The organism is Allofournierella sp., assembly GCF_017889395.1.
Classification (GTDB): Bacteria; Bacillota; Clostridia; order Oscillospirales; family Ruminococcaceae; genus Allofournierella.
The window spans coordinates 1-17,793 of the sequence record NZ_JAGHKE010000044.1 but is presented as its reverse complement, the minus strand read 5'-3'; the positions used below and the strand labels follow the sequence as shown (position 1 = coordinate 17,793).

General features: G+C 58.4%; 16 protein-coding genes and 2 tRNA genes. 17 read left to right on the top strand and 1 reads right to left on the bottom strand.

Translation table 11 applies throughout. The features are described from left to right. The coding region (dnaA, locus tag J7G73_RS07140) for a chromosomal replication initiator protein DnaA (protein ID WP_291245748.1) at nucleotides 1-1,313 on the bottom strand (1,313 nt) is incomplete at its 3' end. A 341-nt stretch (nucleotides 1,314-1,654) separates the two neighbouring features. Here dnaA and rpmH point away from each other — a divergent pair. The 17 genes from rpmH (at nucleotide 1,655) to J7G73_RS07055 (ending at nucleotide 17,502) form a co-directional block, all read left to right on the top strand. Further along, entirely contained in the window at nucleotides 1,655-1,789 is a 135-nt protein-coding gene (gene rpmH / locus J7G73_RS07135; RefSeq protein ID WP_087296327.1) for a 50S ribosomal protein L34, read from the top strand. A 90-nt stretch (nucleotides 1,790-1,879) separates the two neighbouring features. Beyond that, nucleotides 1,880-2,212, top strand: coding sequence for a ribonuclease P protein component (gene rnpA / locus J7G73_RS07130; protein ID WP_087296326.1), 333 nt, complete (start codon nucleotides 1,880-1,882; stop codon nucleotides 2,210-2,212). Continuing rightward, nucleotides 2,212-2,463 (top strand): membrane protein insertion efficiency factor YidD, encoded by a 252-nt coding sequence (yidD, locus tag J7G73_RS07125; RefSeq protein WP_367113961.1) that lies wholly within the window; start codon nucleotides 2,212-2,214, stop codon nucleotides 2,461-2,463. Before rnpA ends, yidD begins: the two co-directional genes overlap by 1 nt. 121 nt (nucleotides 2,464-2,584) lie before the next feature. After that, on the top strand, nucleotides 2,585-3,610 hold the full coding sequence (locus J7G73_RS07120) for a YidC/Oxa1 family membrane protein insertase (RefSeq protein WP_291245746.1): 1,026 nt from the start codon (nucleotides 2,585-2,587) through the stop codon (nucleotides 3,608-3,610). Nucleotides 3,611-3,613: 3 nt separating this feature from the next. Then, a complete protein-coding gene (gene jag / locus J7G73_RS07115; protein ID WP_291245745.1) occupies nucleotides 3,614-4,627 on the top strand; it encodes an RNA-binding cell elongation regulator Jag/EloR in 1,014 nt (337 codons plus the stop codon). Between the two features lie 208 nt (nucleotides 4,628-4,835). After that, on the top strand, nucleotides 4,836-5,405 hold the full coding sequence (locus J7G73_RS07110) for a GNAT family N-acetyltransferase (protein ID WP_291245744.1): 570 nt from the start codon (nucleotides 4,836-4,838) through the stop codon (nucleotides 5,403-5,405). 137 nt (nucleotides 5,406-5,542) lie between these two features. Next, on the top strand, nucleotides 5,543-6,910 hold the full coding sequence (gene mnmE / locus J7G73_RS07105; protein ID WP_087296321.1) for a tRNA uridine-5-carboxymethylaminomethyl(34) synthesis GTPase MnmE: 1,368 nt from the start codon (nucleotides 5,543-5,545) through the stop codon (nucleotides 6,908-6,910). A gap of 19 nt (nucleotides 6,911-6,929) precedes the next feature. Continuing rightward, nucleotides 6,930-8,846 carry a tRNA uridine-5-carboxymethylaminomethyl(34) synthesis enzyme MnmG gene (gene mnmG, locus J7G73_RS07100; protein WP_291245743.1) on the top strand — a complete coding sequence of 639 codons (1,917 nt, stop codon included), beginning with the start codon at nucleotides 6,930-6,932 and terminating at the stop codon, nucleotides 8,844-8,846. Beyond that, nucleotides 8,843-9,550, top strand: a complete 708-nt coding sequence (rsmG, locus tag J7G73_RS07095; protein WP_291245742.1) for a 16S rRNA (guanine(527)-N(7))-methyltransferase RsmG — start codon at nucleotides 8,843-8,845, stop codon at nucleotides 9,548-9,550. Before mnmG ends, rsmG begins: the two co-directional genes overlap by 4 nt. A gap of 293 nt (nucleotides 9,551-9,843) precedes the next feature. Further along, the gene (locus J7G73_RS07090; protein WP_291245741.1) at nucleotides 9,844-10,653 is read left to right on the top strand and encodes a ParB/RepB/Spo0J family partition protein; all 810 of its coding nucleotides are present in this window, start codon (nucleotides 9,844-9,846) and stop codon (nucleotides 10,651-10,653) included. 334 nt (nucleotides 10,654-10,987) lie between these two features. Beyond that, on the top strand, nucleotides 10,988-11,749 hold the full coding sequence (locus J7G73_RS07085) for a ParA family protein (RefSeq protein WP_087296317.1): 762 nt from the start codon (nucleotides 10,988-10,990) through the stop codon (nucleotides 11,747-11,749). A gap of 16 nt (nucleotides 11,750-11,765) precedes the next feature. After that, nucleotides 11,766-12,632, top strand: coding sequence for a ParB/RepB/Spo0J family partition protein (locus J7G73_RS07080; protein WP_291245740.1), 867 nt, complete (start codon nucleotides 11,766-11,768; stop codon nucleotides 12,630-12,632). Between the two features lie 18 nt (nucleotides 12,633-12,650). Then, on the top strand, nucleotides 12,651-13,946 hold the full coding sequence (gene serS / locus J7G73_RS07075; RefSeq protein WP_291245739.1) for a serine--tRNA ligase: 1,296 nt from the start codon (nucleotides 12,651-12,653) through the stop codon (nucleotides 13,944-13,946). A 160-nt stretch (nucleotides 13,947-14,106) separates the two neighbouring features. Continuing rightward, a tRNA-Met gene (locus tag J7G73_RS07070) sits at nucleotides 14,107-14,183 on the top strand. 96 nt (nucleotides 14,184-14,279) lie between these two features. After that, nucleotides 14,280-14,354 (top strand) — tRNA-Glu (locus tag J7G73_RS07065). A gap of 97 nt (nucleotides 14,355-14,451) precedes the next feature. After that, nucleotides 14,452-15,294 carry a DUF368 domain-containing protein gene (locus J7G73_RS07060; RefSeq protein WP_291245738.1) on the top strand — a complete coding sequence of 281 codons (843 nt, stop codon included), beginning with the start codon at nucleotides 14,452-14,454 and terminating at the stop codon, nucleotides 15,292-15,294. Nucleotides 15,295-15,465: 171 nt separating this feature from the next. After that, complete coding sequence (locus J7G73_RS07055) at nucleotides 15,466-17,502, top strand: KUP/HAK/KT family potassium transporter (RefSeq protein WP_291245737.1); 2,037 nt, start codon at nucleotides 15,466-15,468, stop codon at nucleotides 17,500-17,502. The last annotated feature ends 291 nt before the right edge of the window (nucleotides 17,503-17,793 follow it).

Here is a 17,793-nt window from a genome sequence, read left to right as displayed (position 1 = left end):
ACGTTTTTGATGATGTCCTCCACCGTTTCCTTCAGGTGGCGGTCGTTGTTCAGATTGTTCTCCATGGATTTCAGGGAGTACACAATGGTGGAGTGATCCCGGCCGCCGAACTCCTTGCCGATGTCTTCCATGCTCATGCCGGTGATCTCGCGCACCACGTAGATGGCGGTCTGCCGGGCAGAGGAGATGTTGGCGGTGCGGCGCATGCCGCGGATCTCCGCGGGGGTCACGTTGTAGGTGCGGCCCACCTCGCCGATGATCTTTTCAATGGTGACCGGAACCGGCTGGGTCTCGTTCAGAATATCCTTGATGGCATTCTGGGCCACGCCGATCACCGGCTGGATGCCCTCCAGCATATAGTAGGCGTTCAGCTTTTTCACGGCGCCTTCCAGCTGGCGGATGTTGTTTTTCAGATGGTTTGCGATGAACTCGGCCACGTCATCCGGCATGTCCAGATTGAACAGCTCAGCCTTGCGGCGGATGATGGCCACTCGGGTCTCGAAGTCCGGCGGCTGGATGTCCGCGGTGAGGCCCCACTCGAACCGGGTGCGCAGCCGTTCCTCCAGGCTTTTGATCTCCTTGGCAGGGCGGTCGCTGGCCAGCACGATCTGCTTGCCCGCGTTGTGCAGAGTATTAAAGGTATGGAAGAACTCCTCCTGAGTGCTCTCCTTGCCGGCGATGAACTGGATGTCGTCCACCAGCAGCACATCCGCCGCACGGTATTTCTGGCGGAAGCTCTCGGTGTTGCCCTCCCGGATGGCGGTGATGATCTCGTTGGTGAACTTCTCGCAGTCCACATACACAATATTAAAGTCCGGGTGGTTTTTCTTGATCTCCACCTGAATGGCGTTGAGCAGGTGCGTTTTACCGAGGCCGGACTGGCCGTAGATGAACAGCGGGTTGTAGGCCCCGGAGGGGTTGGAGGCAACCGCCTGCGCCGCTGCATAGGCGAACTGGTTGGAGGGACCCTTGATGAAGTTCTCGAAGGTGAAGTCGTATTTGCCGCTGGGAGCGCTGACCGGAGCAGGCTTTTCCGGTTCCGGGGCGGGCTTTTCCGGTGCGGCTGCGGGCACGACAAGCTCCACCTCCACATCGAAGCCCAGCACCGCGGCCAGAGCTTCTTTCAGCAGAGGAGTATAGCGGTCCCGCACGATGGTGCAGATGAAATCATTGCGCACAGCCAGCACGACCTTGCCGCTGCCCTCGAAGCTCACCGCCTCCAGCCCGTCGATGTACAGGTTGTAGGTGGCGTCCACCAGGCGCTCCTTGCAATAGGCCTTCGCTGCGCTTAAAACGTCGTTAAAGGAATCCATAGGCAAAAACGCTCCATTGTTGAAAATTAGTATCTGATTGATTATATCACAAAAAAAAGACCTTTACAATGTTATTTATTATACTATAGCTATAGGGGCCGCTGTAAGGGGTCTAAAAACGTTTTTTCGAGAACGGGCAAAGGGGGCACAAAGGCCCGATGCATTGGTGTTCACAGGGCAAAACAGGCCAAAACGAGCTGTAAAGCAAAAAACTTTGCGGAAAGTGTTGACAAAGGCGGAAAACATCCGCTATACTTTTATGATGCAAGGCTATCTGTGTACCTGCATAGAGAAAATCAATAAAATCTGCCCCATTGCGGGGCCTTTTGGAGGATATCGTCATGAAAAGAACTTTTCAGCCCAAGAAGCGTCAGCGCAGTGGTGTGCACGGCTTTCTGAAGAGAATGTCCACTAAGAACGGCCGTAAGGTGATTGCCGCCCGTCGTGCCAAGGGCCGCGCCAAGCTGTCTGCCTAAGTGTAAAACAAAGCCCCGCTTTTTGAGCGGGCAAGCTTGCAAGGCCACTGAGTTGTTAGTGGCCTTGTTTTTCCATACGGGGGAAGATCCATGCGCTACCGGCCGATCACCCGCAACAAGGAGTTTTCCCGGGCCTATGCCAGGGGAAAAGCCTTTGTGCATCCAAAACTGGTGTTGTATGTGATGAAAAACCGCCTGGGCCACACCCGGGTGGGCATTACCGCAACCAAAAAAATCGGCAACGCCGTGCACCGCAACCGGGCGCGGCGGGTCATCCGTGCCGCTTTGTACCAGACGCTGCCCTATGATGTGGGCGGGCTGGACCTGGTATTCGTGGCGCGGGGCCAGACCACCCGCTGCAAAAGCGGCGAGGTGAAAAAGGCTGCCGAACAACTGCTGAAAAACGCGGGCCTGGTCAGATGATCGCCCGCGTTTTAGTGCTACCCATAAAGTGGTACAAGAAATACCTCTCGCCCCATCTGGGCATAAACTGCCGCTTCCTTCCCACCTGCAGCGAGTACGCCATGGAGGCACTGCTCACCCATGGCGCGGTGAAGGGAAGCATCCTGTCGGTGTGGCGCATTCTGCGCTGTAACCCATTGTGCAAGAGCGGTTACGATCCGGTTCCGCCCAAAGGACGCTGGAAAAACGACGACCGCCGCCTGGTCCGCTGAATGCGGACGAGCCTTACCCATCGCCCCTTGTGACGCGCCCCGTTTTGCGCCGGGGATGTGTCCCACGATAAAATCTACAAAAGCCCTGGCGCGCAAACGGGGCGGATAGGAAACAAGAATTATGGGAATTTTAGGCATTCTCGGTACGCCCCTCGGCTATGTGCTGCAGTGGATCTACCAGTTTGTGGGCAACTACGGCTGGTCCATCATCCTGTTCACAGTCATCGTGCGACTGCTGTCCTTCCCGCTGCAGATCAAGCAGCAGAAGAGCACCGCCCGCATGGCTGCGTACCAGCCGATGATCCAGGAGATCCAGAAAAAGTACGCCAATGATAAGGAAAAGCAGAACGAAGAGCTGATGCGCATGCAGCAGGAGTACGGCTATAACCCCGCCGCCGGCTGCGCACCCATGCTGATCAACTTCCTGGTGATCTTCGGCATCATCGAGGTGGTGTACCGCCCGCTGAAGTACATCATGCATCTGCCCGCTGAGGCGCTGAACGCCGCAGCCAGCCAGCTGGGTATGGCTGCCAACAACTACATGGCCCAGAGCGAGATCATCAAGCAGGTCCAGCTGGACCCCACTGTTTTCGGCAGTATCTTCACCGCCGAGCAGATCGAGGCCATGCAGAACTTCAATGTGAATTTCCTGGGCATCAACCTGATGGATAAGCCCGGCTTTGCCCTGAACGCTCTGCTGATCTTCCCCCTGCTGAGCATCGTTACCATGGCCATGCTGAACGTGATCACCATGAAGATGAGCGGTCAGCAGATGCAGGGCAGCATGAAGTGGGTGCCCTGGATCACCAGCCTGATGTTCGTCTGGTTCGCCTTCCAGGTGCCCGTGGGCTTCTCTCTGTATTACACTGTGTCTAACCTGTTCATGTTTGTCCAGAGCGTAATTCTGCGCAAGATGTATGACCCCGAGAAGCTGAAGGTGGAGATCGCCGCCGAGATCGAGGCCAAGAAGCGGGAGCGCAAGGCGAAAAAGCAGGTGACCGTGGTGGAGAACGGCAAAGAGATTACCCGTTCCGTGAACGAGGCAGAACTGAACCGGTTGCGCCTGGAAATGGCCCGCAAGCAGGATGAGGAGAAGTACAAGGACGAGCGGACCGTACCCCTGAGCCAGCTGAACAAGGAGGAATGAGTCATGCGTGAAGTGATCGTTACCGGAAAGACCGTGGAGGAGGCCACCGAGGCCGCCTGCGCCCAGCTGGGTCTTCCCCGTGAAGAAGTAAGCATCGAGATCCTGGAGATGCCGGTGCACCGTCTGTTCAAGAAGATCCCCGCCAAGGTGCGCGCCACTGCGCAGGAGCCCGAGGTGGAGGTTCCGGCCGAGCCTGTGGCTGCGGCCCAGCCCGAGGAGAAGGAGGTTGAGGTTCAGCCCGCCGCTGAGGAACCCGCCGCCGTGGCAGAGGAGAAGCAGGAGACCGCGCCCCAGCAGGAGGAGACTTCCGTGCAGGTGGACGTGGACAGCAACGAGAAGCTGGCCGCCGCCGTGGCTTACCTGAAGGAGATCTTTACCCTGATGGGTGCCGGCGACGTGGAGATGCACGTGGAAAAGCAGGGCGAGGCCCACATCGTAAAGGTGGAAGGTGAGGACGTTGGTGTTCTGATCGGCCATCGTGGCGAGACCATGGAGAGCCTGTCCTATCTGGCCGGTCTGGCGGCGAACCGCCTGGGCGGCGACTACCTGAAGCTTGGCTTGGATGTGGCCGGCTACCGCGGCAAGCGGGAGAAGGACCTGGAGGCCCTGGCCCGCCGCATGGGCGCGAAGGTGGCCAAGACCGGCCGCAGCTACGCCATGGACCCCATGAACCCCTACGAGCGGCGCATCATCCACAGCACCATCAGCACCATGGAGGGCCTGCGCAGCGAGTCCAAGGGTGAGGGTGCGGATCGCCGTGTGGTGATCTACTCCACCGATCCCAACGCTCAGAATCGCAGCCGCAGCGGCGGCCGTGGTCAGCGTGGCGGCCGCGGTCAGCGCGGTGGTCGTGACCGCAAGAGCGGCGGCTTCAAGGGCGAGCGGCGCTCAAGCGTTCCCGGCCGTGAGTTCGCCGGTGCTCAGCGCAGCGAGGGTGCGGCACCTGTGGCGCCCAAGCGCACCCAGGTGATCGACGACGCCGAGGGCTTTGCTCTGTACGGCAAGATCGAGCTGTAAGAAACGCGCATACATAACATGTACCGCGGCATGCAGCCTCCCGATGGGGCTGTGTGCCGCGGTTTTTGTTGCTTTAGTTATTTACTGTTTGTATTATTTTACTGAATATTACGCAATATAGGGGCCTTTGCGGCCCCGTTGCGCTTTTTTGCGGGGCATGGTAGGATAGGAGTATAAAACTGTTTCCAGACAGGAAAGGAAGGATATCATGCGTTTGGAGCGAATGACCGGTTGGCAGGACCCCCGATTTGAGGCGTTGTGGGAGCTGTATGAGGCAAGCTTCCCCGACTACGAAAACCGGACCCTGCCCGATCAGAAACGCGCCATGGAGGATGAGCGCTACCATGTGGATCTGATCTATGAGGGGGACCAGTGGCAGGGCTTTGTGATGTACTGGCAGGCACCCGGCTATTTTTATGTGGAGCATTTTGCGGTGTTTCCCTGCGGCCGGGGCAAGGGCTACGGCTCCAAGGTGCTGACTGTCCTGAAGGAAAAGGGCCAGCCGGTGCTGCTGGAGATCGACCCGCCGGAGGAGGAGATTTCCATCCGCCGCAAGGGCTTTTATGAGCGGAACGGCTTCTGTGCAAATCCATACGATTATCAGCACATCCCCTACAAAAAGGATGATGTGCCCCACCCGCTGGTGGTGATGACCTGGCCGGAGCCCATCAGCGAAGAGGTCTATCAGGGCTTCCGCCGGTTTATGCGGGATGTGGTGATGGAATACAGCGAAGCAAAAGAAAATAACAATTGGAAAAATATTTTAAAATTCAACTGATTGGATAATACAGAAGGCCGCCCGGGAACCAAAAGAAATCGGGCGGCCTTTGCTCTGCCTTCCGCCTGCCTTGCCCTGGCCGGGGCGGTATGCTACAATAAAATGAACTATGCTGTTTTGAGAATGGGGGAGTGAAGATGGAAACGACCATCGTGGCACTGGCCACGCCGCCCGGTGCGGGCGGTATCGCAGTGGTGCGGCTGTCCGGCCCGGAAAGCTACCGGATCACCGAACAGGTGTTCCAACCGGTCAATCCGAACAAAAAGGTGAGCGAGGCGAAAGGCTATACCGCTCTGTTTGGTCATTTCATCGCCCGGGGCGAAACGCTGGATGAGGGCGTGGCCCTCTTCTTCCGGGCTCCCCGCAGCTATACCGGCGAGGACGTGGTGGAGCTGAGCTGCCATGGCGGTATGGTGATCGCACAGGAGTTGATCACCGCCTGCATCGCGGCGGGCGCGGCCCCGGCCGGACCGGGTGAATACACCAAGCGGGCCTTCCTGAACGGACGGATGAGTCTGACCCAGGCCGAGGCGGTGATGGATCTGATCGGCGCGGCAGGCCGGCAGGGTGCGGCACTGGCCGAGAGCGCCCTGAGCGGTGCGCTGGCCCGGCAGATTGAGGGATACAAAAGCCAGCTGGTGGCGCTGGCCGGACATCTGGCTGCCTGGGTGGATTTTCCCGAGGAGGATGTGCCTGAGCTGGAAGAGGATACCCTGCGCGGCACACTGGATGAGGTGTGCGCCGGTGTGCGGGGGCTGATCGGCAGCTACGGCGGCGGCGCGGTGCTGCGCCAAGGGGTGGATGCGGCCATCGTAGGCAGCCCCAATGTGGGCAAGAGCACCCTGATGAATCTGCTGGCCGGATTCGACCGGGCTATTGTGACCCCCATCGCCGGAACCACCCGGGATGTGGTGGAGCAGGCGGTGATGCTGGGCGGTGTGCGGGTAAATCTGTTCGATACCGCAGGCCTGCGGGAGACCGGCGATGTGGTGGAGGCCGAGGGCATCCGCCGCAGCCGCCGCAAGCTGGAGGAGGCCGGGCTGGTGCTGGCGGTATTCGACGGCTCCACTCCCGCCACAGAAGAGGACAAGGAGCTGGCGCAGCTGTGCGCCGGGCGGCCGGCCATCGCGCTGGTGAACAAAAACGATTTGGAGCAGCGCTTCGACGAGAGCATTCTGGAAGGCAAATTCTTCCGGGTGCTGCGCATTGCGGCGGGCCAGGGCGGCGGTATGCCGGAGCTGGAGCAGGCGGTGCGGGAGCTGCTGGGGGTGGCCAATCTGGACCCCGGTGCGCCCTGTCTGGTGAGCCAGCGGCAGCTGGCCGCAGCGGTTTCTGCCCGGGATGCGCTGCAGGAGGGCATTCAGGCGCTGGACGGCGGCTTCGGACTGGACGCGGTGAGCGTCTGCGTGGACGATGCTCTGGCGGCTCTCTGCCGTCTGACCGGTGAGGACGCCAGCGAGAGCGTGATCGAGGAAGTGTTCTCCAAGTTCTGTGTGGGCAAGTAAAGGAAGGAAACGACAAAGCATGAACCATTTGGGAGATTATCAGGTGATCGTGGTGGGCGCGGGCCATGCGGGCATTGAGGCGGCCCACGCGGCGGCGGCCCTGGGTGCAAAGACCGCCCTGTTCACCCTTAGCCTGGACGGCATCGGCAACATGCCCTGCAACCCCAGCATCGGAGGCACCGCCAAGGGCCATCTGGTGCGGGAGGTGGATGCGCTGGGCGGCGTGATGGGCCTGGCGGCGGACGCCACTACCCTGCAGAGCCGGATGCTCAACCGGGGCAAAGGCCCCGCGGTGCATTCCCTGCGGGCCCAGATCGACCGGCGGGCGTACCATGACTTCACCAAGCATTTTCTGGAAAAGACCGATAACTTGGACATTAAGCAGGGCGAGATCGTGGATCTGGCTCTGGAGGACGGCCGGGTGACCGGCGTATATACCCGGTTGAACGGCTTTTATGGGGCCCAGGCGGTGGTGCTCTGCACCGGTACCAATCTGGGTGGACGTATCTTTGTGGGCGACGCCAGTGTGGAGAGCGGCCCGGACGGTCAGCAGGCGGCCAATCTGCTGAGCGAGCGGCTGCGTCAGGCAGGGCTGCCTCTGCGTCGGTTCAAAACCGGTACTCCGGCCCGGGTGCACCGGCGGAGCATTGATTTCTCGGTGCTGGAGCCTCAGCCCGGCGAGGAGCCACCGGAGCCCTTCAGCTTTCTGACCCCGGAGGGCGGCATCAAAAATCAGGTGGACTGCCACATCGCCTACACCAACCCGGAGACCCATCGAATCATTCTGGACAATCTGCACCGCTCGCCCCTGTACGGGGGGATGATCGAGGGCGTCGGCCCCCGATACTGCCCCAGCATTGAGGATAAGGTGGTGCGCTTCTCGGACAAGGAGCGGCATCAGATCTTTGTGGAGCCCTGCGGGCTGGATACCGAAGAGATGTATCTGCAGGGAATGAGCAGCAGCCTGCCGGAGGATGTGCAGAATGCTATGTACCGGACCATCAAGGGCTTCGAGAACATCGAGATCCTGCGGCCCGCCTATGCCATCGAGTATGACTGCATCGACCCCACCGCACTTCAGCTGACCCTGGAGACCCGGGCGGTGAAGGGCCTGTACGGCGCGGGCCAGTTCAACGGGACCTCCGGCTATGAGGAGGCGGCGGCTCAGGGACTGCTGGCGGGCATGAACGCTGGTCTGGCGGTGCTGGGCAAGGAGCAGGTGATCCTGCCCCGGCATTCCTCCTACCTGGGCACCCTGGTGGATGATCTGGTGACCAAGGGCGTCATGGACCCCTACCGGATGATGACCAGCCGCAGCGAATACCGGCTGACCCTGCGGCAGGATAACGCCGACGAGCGGCTGACCCCCATTGGCCGGGGGGCGGGCCTGGTGGACGATGCCCGCTGGCAGGCCTTTGAGCAGGCCATGGAGGTGAAGGCTCGGGAGACTAAGCGTCTGGAACAGACCAGCGTGAAGGGGGCAGAGCTGAACCGGGTGCTGGAGGAAAAGGGAATGACCCCGGTGGAAAAGGGCGGCCCGGCGGCGGAGCTGCTGCGCCGGCCCGAGCTGGACTATGCCATTCTGGCTCAGGTGATCGGCTGGGGCGAGGGTGTGGACCGGCGGATGGCGGCCCGCATCACCACCGAGATCAAGTACGCGGGCTACATTGCCCGGCAGCAGCGGACCATCAAGGATGTGAAGCGGCTGGAGAATACCCCCATCCCGGAGGATTTTGACTACGCGCCGCTGAACGGCCTGCGGTTGGAGGCCCGGGAAAAGCTGGCGCGCATCCGGCCGGTGAGTTTGGCCCAGGCGGGCCGCATCCCCGGTGTAAGCCCGGCGGATATGGCGGTGCTCAGTGTGGCAGTGGAAGCGGCCAACCGTGCCCGCAGAATGAATAACAACGAAGCCCGGAGCAAGGAGGCGGAGGAATGATCGATACACAGCGTTTGCAGGAAAAATGCGCCCGACAGGGCATTGAGCTGACCGGCGTTCAGCTGGGTCAGCTGGACCACTATGCCCGGCTGCTGGTGGAGTACAATCAGAAGGTGAATCTGACGGCCATCACCGATCCCGAGGGCATCGAGGACAAGCACTTTCTGGACAGCCTGCTTTTTGCCAGCCAGCCGGAGGTGGCAGGCAAAATGATCGATGTGGGCTGCGGCGCGGGTTTTCCCGGCCTTGTGACCAAAATCTACAAGCCGGAGCTGGAGCTCACCCTGATGGAGCCCACCGGCAAGCGGGTGGAGTTTTTGAAATACGTTTGCGCTGAGCTGGGCCTGACCGGTGTGGAGTTCGCCAAGGAGCGAGCAGAGGAAGCGGCCCGCAAGCAGTGGCGGGAGACCGCCGATGTGGTGAGCGCCCGGGCAGTGGCGGCATTGCAGATTCTGGCGGAATACTGCCTGCCCCTGACCAAGGTGGGCGGTGTGTTCATTGCCATGAAGGGCGCGGGCGCTGAGCAGGAGCTGGCCAGCGCCAAGGGTGCCATTGCCAAGCTGGGCGGAAAGTTCCGGGAGACCCGGTCCTTTCAGCTGCCCGGCGGCGATGCCCGCAGCCTGGTGGTGTGCGAAAAAATATCGCAAACTCCGACCGCTTACCCCAGAAACGGCGGAAAAATCGCAAAATCCCCGCTGAAATAAGAAGAAAAGGGAAGAAATCCGGAGAAACCTGTAAATGGAAATTTCTGGATTACACAGCGCGCCTGTGGTATACTTTTGCTGGAAGCAAGAGGTGCCGCACGGCGCGCTTTTGTTTTCCGAAGGATAAGGGATCATTTCTGCGGCCCGGCTTTTGGAATACATAAAATACAACAGGGCATAAGCCGCCTTGCAAGCGGCGGCGATGTTTTCCGGGCTGTTGGGCGGGGTGCTGCCCCAAGGCTCCCGCCTGCTGAGGGCCGCAGAATTTTCCGCAACAAAAAGGAGGTACCGGAATGCTGCCGCGCAAAGCCAAGGTGAAGGGAAAAGTATTTGCCATTCCCACAGAGCTGATCGACCCGTCGCCCTATCAGGCACGCAGACACTTTGATGAAAAGGAGATCGCGCAGTTGGCGGTGAGCATTCTGGAGAATGGCCTGCTGCAGCCGGTTTCGGTCCGCCGCTGCGGCGAGCGGTATCAGCTGGTGGCAGGGGAGAGAAGGCTTCGGGCCTGCAAGCTGGCTCAGCTGAAGGAGATCCCGGCCATTCTGTGTGATTATCAGGACCAGGCCACCGCGGCACTGGGCCTTTTGGAAAATATGCAGCGCCAGGATCTGGACCCCTTTGAACAGGCCAGGGGGATTCAGGATGTGATCGCGCTGTGGGGCTGTACCCAGGAGGAGGCGGCCAAGCGGCTGGGGATGGCGCAGCCCACCCTGAACAATAAGCTGCGACTGCTTCAGCTCAGCGATCAGGAGCAGACCTTCTGTCGGGAGAACCACCTGACCGAGCGGCATGCCCGGGCGGTGCTTCGGCTGGAGGAGGCTCAGCGGTTTGCGGCCTTGGAGGCCTTTGCCAAGCAGGGAATGAACGCCCGCCAGGCGGATGAGTATGTGCAGCGGCTGGTGCAGCGGACACCAAGGAAGAAAATCGTTCCTATGGTGCGGGATGTGCGGATCTTTGTGAACACCATCAACAAGGCGGTGCGCCTGATGGTGGATGCGGGCGTGAAGGCTTCCACCCGGCGGGTGGAGGGGGATGGCTTTGTGGAGTATACGGTTCGTATCCCCACTGAGCCGGACCAGCAGGCCCGCCGCATTGGCTGAATTGTTCCACGTGGAACAATTAAAAAGTGATTGCTTTTCATATCGTTCTTAGATTTTGGTTCAGAGATATGGAAAAAGGGATCATAGGGGCAGAAAGAGGAGTGTTCCACGTGGAACATTCCTCTTTCTGTTTGTGGGGAACAACCGGAAGAATTCTTTCAAAATGTTCCACGTGGAACATTTTTTGTGCTGAAAACCGGAGAAAAGAATGAAATCCGAGGAAAATCCAGTGATATGGGTGTAAACACACGGAAATCTATGCTATAATAACACCGATGCCTGCCGCGAACAGCCGTTTCGCGGATGCAGATCTGATGAATTGGAGGCACGAGCGGTGGGAAAAGTAATCGCAGTTGCAAACCAGAAAGGCGGCGTGGGCAAAAGCACCACCGCGGTGAACCTGGCGTCCTGTGTGGCGGCAGAGGGAAAACGGGTGCTGATCGTGGACCTGGACCCCCAGGGCAACACCACCAGCGGATACGGAATTTCCAAGCGGAGCGTGGAAACCAGCGTGTACGACCTGATCATCGGCGAGGCCCAGGCCCAGCAGGCCATTGTGCCCACCGAGTTTATGGTGGATGTGATCCCGTCCAACATTCAGCTGTCCGGCGCGGTGATCGAGCTGGTAAATCTGGAGCGGCGGGAGAGCCGTCTGCGCCAGGCGCTGGCTTCGGTGGCGGGAAATTACGACTATATCTTTATCGACTGCCCGCCCAGCCTGGACCTGTTGACCCTGAATGGTCTGTGCGCCAGCGATTCGGTGCTCATTCCCATTCAGTGTGAATACTACGCGCTGGAGGGTCTTTCCGAGCTGATGAGCACCCTGAAAACGGTTCGGAAGATGTACAACCGTTATCTGGAGATTGAGGGCGTAGTGTTCACCATGTATGCGGGGCGGCTGAATCTGACCCTGCAGGTGGTGGATCAGGTGAAGAAATTCTTCGGTGACAAGGTCTACAAGACCACTGTGCCCCGGAATGTGCGCCTTTCCGAGGCGCCCAGCTACGGGCAGCCCATCAATTACTACGACCCGGCCAGCAAAGGCTGCGAAGCCTATCGGGCCATGGCGAAGGAATTGCTGAGCAACAATCGTTAAAAAAGGAGGGCGGCAAATGGCACAAAAGAAAGGCGGCCTTGGCCGCGGGCTGGAGAGTCTGTTTGAGGAAACGGCCCGGGATGTGGGCCGGGAGGTGAGCACCCTCCCTCTGCGGGACATTGAACCGGATAAGGAGCAGCCCCGCAAGGACTTTTCCGAAGAGCCCTTGTCAGAACTGGCAGCCAGCATTACCGAGCACGGTGTGCTGCAGCCCATTACAGTACGCCCCTGCAACAGCGGTGGCTATAAGATCATTGCGGGCGAGCGCCGCTGGAGGGCTGCCCGGATGGCAGGTCTTTCCGAGATCCCGGTGATCATCAAGGATGTGACCGAGAGCGAAGCCATGGAGATGGCGCTCATTGAAAACCTGCAGCGTGAAGATCTGGACCCGGTGGAGGAGGCCTTTGGCTACAAGCAGCTGATGGAGCGCTGCGGGCTGACTCAGGAGCAGGCCGCCAAGCGGCTGGGCAAAAGCCGCAGCTCGGTGGCCAACAGTCTTCGGCTGCTGAATCTGCCTCAGCGGGCGCTGGAATGGCTGCAGACCGGTCATCTGACCACCGGCCATGCCAAGGTGATCCTGGGGCTGGAAAGCGAAGAGCTGCAGGAGCAGGCGGCGCAGATGGTGGTGGAAAACGACCTGAACGTGCGCCAGACCGAGGCGCTTTGCAAAAAGCTGTCCAAGCCGGAAAAGCCTCCGGTCAGCCAGCCGGTGCGTCCCGCTCTGCCGGATGAGGTGGAGCTGGCCCTCCGCGAGGTGCTGGGCAGCGAGGTCAAGGTGGCCTACAAGAACGGGCGGGGCAGCCTGACCATTCATTTTTACTCGGACGAGCAACTCACCGCCTTTGCTAACCTGCTGGGCGGTTATCAAAAGGAAACAATCTGAAAAAGGGGATAGAAACTTATGCTGGACTTGCGTTTTGTACGGGAAAACCCGGAGCTGGTCAAGGAAAACATCAAAAAGAAATTCCAGGATTCCAAGCTGCCTCTGGTGGATGAGGTCATCGCTCTGGATACCGAGAACCGCAACACTGTAACCGAGGCGAACAATCTGCGCAGCGAGCGCAACAAGCTCTCCAAGCAGATCGGCGCGCTGATGGGCCAGAAGAAGTTTGAGGAGGCCGAGACCGTGAAGGCTCAGGTGGCTGCTCAGGCGGACCGTCTGAAGGAGCTGGAAGCCAAGGAGACCGAGCTGGAGGAGAAGATCCGTAACATCATGCTGGTCATCCCCAACATGATCGATCCCAGTGTGCCCATCGGTCCGGATGACAGCCACAACGTGGAGGTGGAGCGCTTCGGTGAGCCTGTGGTACCCGACTTCGAGATTCCCTACCACACCGAGATCATGGAGAGCTTCGACGGCATCGATCTGGACAGCGCCCGCCGTGTGGCCGGCAACGGCTTCTACTACCTGCTGGGCGACATTGCCCGCCTGCACGAGGCAGTGCTGGCCTATGCTCGCGACTTTATGATCAACAAGGGCTTCACCTACGTGATTCCTCCCTTTATGATGCACGGCAGTGTGGTGCAGGGTGTTATGAGCTTCCCCGAGATGGACGCCATGATGTACAAGATCGAGGGTGAGGACCTGTACCTGATCGGTACCAGTGAGCACACCATGATCGGCCGTTTTGTGGATCAGCTGATTCCCGAGGTCAAGTTGCCCCAGACCCTGACCAGCTACAGCCCCTGCTTCCGTAAGGAGAAGGGCGCTCACGGCCTGGAGGAGCGCGGCGTTTACCGCATCCATCAGTTCGAGAAGCAGGAGATGATCGTGGTCTGCAAGCCCGAGGAGAGCATGGAGTGGTACGATAAGATGTGGCGCAACAGCGTGGAGCTGTTCCGCAGCCTGGATATCCCTGTGCGTCAGCTGGAGTGCTGCTCCGGTGATTTGGCTGACCTGAAGGTCAAGAGCTGCGACATCGAGGCATGGAGCCCCCGTCAGAAGAAGTACTTTGAGGTATGCAGCTGCTCCAACCTGGGTGACGCCCAGAGCCGCCGCCTGAAGATTCGCGTGAAGGGCGAAGACGGCCGCAACTACCTGCCTCACACCCTGAACAACACCTGTGTGGCACCTCCGCGCATGCTGATCGCCTTCCTGGAGAACAACCTGCAGGCGGACGGCACCGTGAAGATCCCCGAGGTCCTGCGCCCCTACATGGGCGGCAAGGAGCTGCTGGTTCCCACTCGCGGCAAGTAATTCCTGAACAGAGAAGAGCCTCCGGAAGCTTCCGGAGGCTCTTTTTGATAATGGTAAAAAATGGCATATTTTTTTTGAAAAAAAGATGAAAAAACTGTTGACAAGTCAATCGCTGTTTAATATAATATAAAAGCACCCTACATACGGCGCAATTGAATATGGCGGTATAGCTCAGTTGGCTAGAGCATTCGGTTCATACCCGAAGTGTCACCGGTTCGAATCCAGTTACCGCTACCATCAAATACAAGGTTTATCTAGAATACTTGGGGGTTACCCGCAATAGTGGGTGATGAAGTATGCTTGCTGTTTTAGCTAAACTTTGTATTTTTATAAGGCCCATTGGTCAAGCGGTCAAGACATCGCCCTTTCACGGCGGTAACCCGGGTTCGATTCCCGGATGGGTCACCAGAAGCCCGGATCTGTTTTACAGGTCCGGTTTTTTTCTTACAATGTTGAGTTGAAGAAAAGTGCAGTTTGTTTATGGGAAAACAAGGAGAATAACTGTATGGAAAAACAGTCGAAAATGTCGCCTGCCATGGCACTGCTGCGTATGCTGCAGGGGGCGCTCATTGGGTTGGGCGCAGTGCTGCCCGGAATTTCCGGCGGTGTGCTCTGTGTGATCTTCGGGATCTACCGGCCGGTGATGGAGCTGCTTTCTGACCCCAGGAAAAATTATAAGACCCATCTGCCCAAACTTGCCCCGGTGATTGTGGGCATGGGTGTGGGATTTCTGGGGGTGGCCAATTTGCTGGCCTTCTTTTTGGATCGATATCCCAATCAGTCGGTCTGCCTGTTCGTGGGCCTGATCGGCGGAATGCTGCCTTCGCTGATGAAGCAGGCAGGCGAGCAGGGAAGGAACAAGGCCTCCTGGGCTGCCTTGGGCGGAGCATTTGCCCTGGTGTTGGGCCTGCTGGTGGCACTGGAGGTGTTTTCGATTCAGGTGACTCCTTCAGTGCTTTGGTACCTGTTCTGTGGCTTCTGCCTGGCGCTGAGCGTTATTGCACCGGGAATGAGTTTTTCCACCCTGCTGATGCCGCTGGGGCTTTATACGCCCTTTGTGGAGGGCCTGGGGCGGCTCCGGCCCACAGTCTTGGTGCCGGGAATCGCCGGTGCGGTAATTACGGTAGTGCTGCTGGCGAAGGCAGTGGACCGGCTGTTTGAACGACACTACTCGGTGGCGTTCCATGCCATTGTGGGTGTGGTAATAGCAGCTACGCTGGTGATCATTCCCTTTAAGGATATGGTCACCTCGCCCAAGGCGCTGACCGCTGATCTGATTTGTCTTGCGGTGGGAATCGTGCTGGCGCTGGCACTGGACCGGTTTAACGCCCGTTTCCCGAAGGAGTAACGGATTTGTTTTAAAATGCAGAAAAGTAATGCTTTTCGATGCGGCATTGAAAAACCTGTTGACAAGACAGGAAAAAGCGAGTAAATAGAAAGAACAAACATGATAAGTACCCCGGCCGAATCCTTTCGGCCGGGGTCAACAGCATTATAACAGAGGAGAATGAAAAACGATATGACGGCAGCAGAAAAACGACCGGCGATCCCAATCAGTCCGGCAGCGGCACTGGTGGCCATTGGTGTGGTGTACGGTGATATCGGCACGTCGCCCATGTATGTGATGAAATCCATTGTGGCGGGAAACGGTGGCCTGAGCAGTGTGGACCCGCAGCTGATTCTGGGCTCCCTTTCGCTGGTGATCTGGACGCTGACTCTGCTCACCACCGTGAAATATGTTCTGGTGGCCATGCAGGCGGACAACCACGGCGAGGGCGGCATCTTTTCTCTTTACAGCATTGTGCGGCGGAGCAGCAAGCATCTGGTTGCGCTGGCCATGGTGGGCGGTGCTGCTCTTCTGGCTGACGGCGTGCTTACTCCGGCGGTTACAGTGACCACGGCAATAGAGGGTCTTCGGAGCATTCCGGCGCTGGAGCTGTTGTTGGGGCCGGGCCAGGGAAGGATTATCCAGATCACCCTGGTGATCCTGGCGGTGCTTTTTCTGATTCAGCGTGCAGGAACCAGCTCCATCGGTAAAGCCTTCGGCCCCATCATGACGATCTGGTTTTTGTTTTTGGCCGGAATGGGTCTTTACCACATGGCAGGGGATTGGACGGTGCTGCAGGCGCTGAACCCCATGCTGGCATTGCGGATGTTGGTGAGCCCTTATAACAAGATGGGCTTTTTCATTCTGGGCAGTGTGTTCCTTGCCACCACCGGCGCTGAGGCGCTGTATTCCGATATGGGCCATGTGGGCAAGGGGAATATCTACATCAGCTGGCCGCTGGTGAAAATATGCCTGATTCTGAATTATCTGGGGCAGGGTGCATGGCTCATCGCGCACCGGCAGGATGCAGAGCTGGGCCGGATGCAGGATATGAACCCGTTCTTTGAAATGGTTCCGCCACAGCTGCGGCTGCTGGCGGTTTTGCTGGGTACTCTGGCGGCGATCATCGCCTCCCAGGCTTTGATTACCGGCGCGTTTACCATGGTGTCGGAGGCCTGTAAGCTGGACCTGATGCCCCATATGCAGATCATCTATCCTTCCCGCACCATGGGCCAGCTGTATATTCCCCTGGTCAATACCTGCCTCTGGGTGGGCTGCTCCCTGCTGGTGCTGTATTTCCGCTCCAGTCGGCGGATGGAGGCTGCCTACGGCCTGGCCATCACGGTAACCATGCTGATGACCACCATGCTGCTGTTTGTATTCCTGCGGGACAAAAAGCACAGAGGGCCCATTGCCTGGGGCTTCCTGGTGTTGTTTGGCGGGCTGGAGCTGATGTTCCTGTTTTCCAGCCTGACCAAGTTCGTGGAGGGCGGCTATGTGGCTGTAGCCCTGGCTGCGGTGCTGCTGTTCATCATGTATATCTGGCACCGGGGAACCCAGGTGGAGGATACCCAGGCCATTTATCTGAATGTGGATACGTATAAAGATGTATTGGGGCAGCTGCGCGCAGATGAGAGTGTGCCCTGCTTTACCGATAATCTGATTTATCTGACCAAGAGCCGGTACCACAATTTTGTGGAACGGGATATCCTGTATTCCATTCTGGAGAAAGGACCCAAGCGGGCAAAGGCCTACTGGTTTGTGAGCATCCATGTGGAGGATGTGCCCTATAAGCGGGAGTATGAGGTGGAGAATTTCGGTACCGACTATATATTCCGGGTGAGGCTGAATCTGGGCTTTAAAGAGAACCAGCGCATCAATGTGTACCTGCGCCAGATCGTACAGGAGCTGATGGAAAGCGGAGAGGTGCCGCTGCAAAAGCAACGGTATGCAGTGGAGGAGCCGGGGAATGTGGGTGGCTTCAAGTTCTGCATCATCCGCAAGCGTGTAGTGCCGGAAAGTGACTTGCCTGCTTCCGACCAGGGCATCCTGACCGTGAAGTATGCCATCCGGCATGTGGCTGGTTCACCGGCCCGCTGGTATGGACTGGAGAACTCGGTACTGGCGGTGGAGTATCTGCCCTTGTTTGTGCGAATGAAGGAGAGTGCGCCGGTTCGGAGAAAAACAGAATGGGGAAGGGATGACACTGCCCCGGCGGAGCGGCTTTAAGCAGGAAAGGAACGGGGAGTTTTCCCCGTTCCTTTCCTTTATATATAAGGGAAGAATGGGCTGGTCGATAAAGAAGAAAAAACATGGAATAAATTTCAAAAAAGGTGTTGACATGTGGTCGGTGGTGTGGTATTATAATCAAGCTGTCGCGAGAGACAGCGAGCCGCTGAAAAGCTAATAAAAAAATATTTCAAAAAGTGCTTGACAACGAGAACTTGATGAGATATAATAAACAAGCTGTCCCGCGAGGGAGAGCGGCACAGGACCTTGAAAATTGAACAATATCGAAGC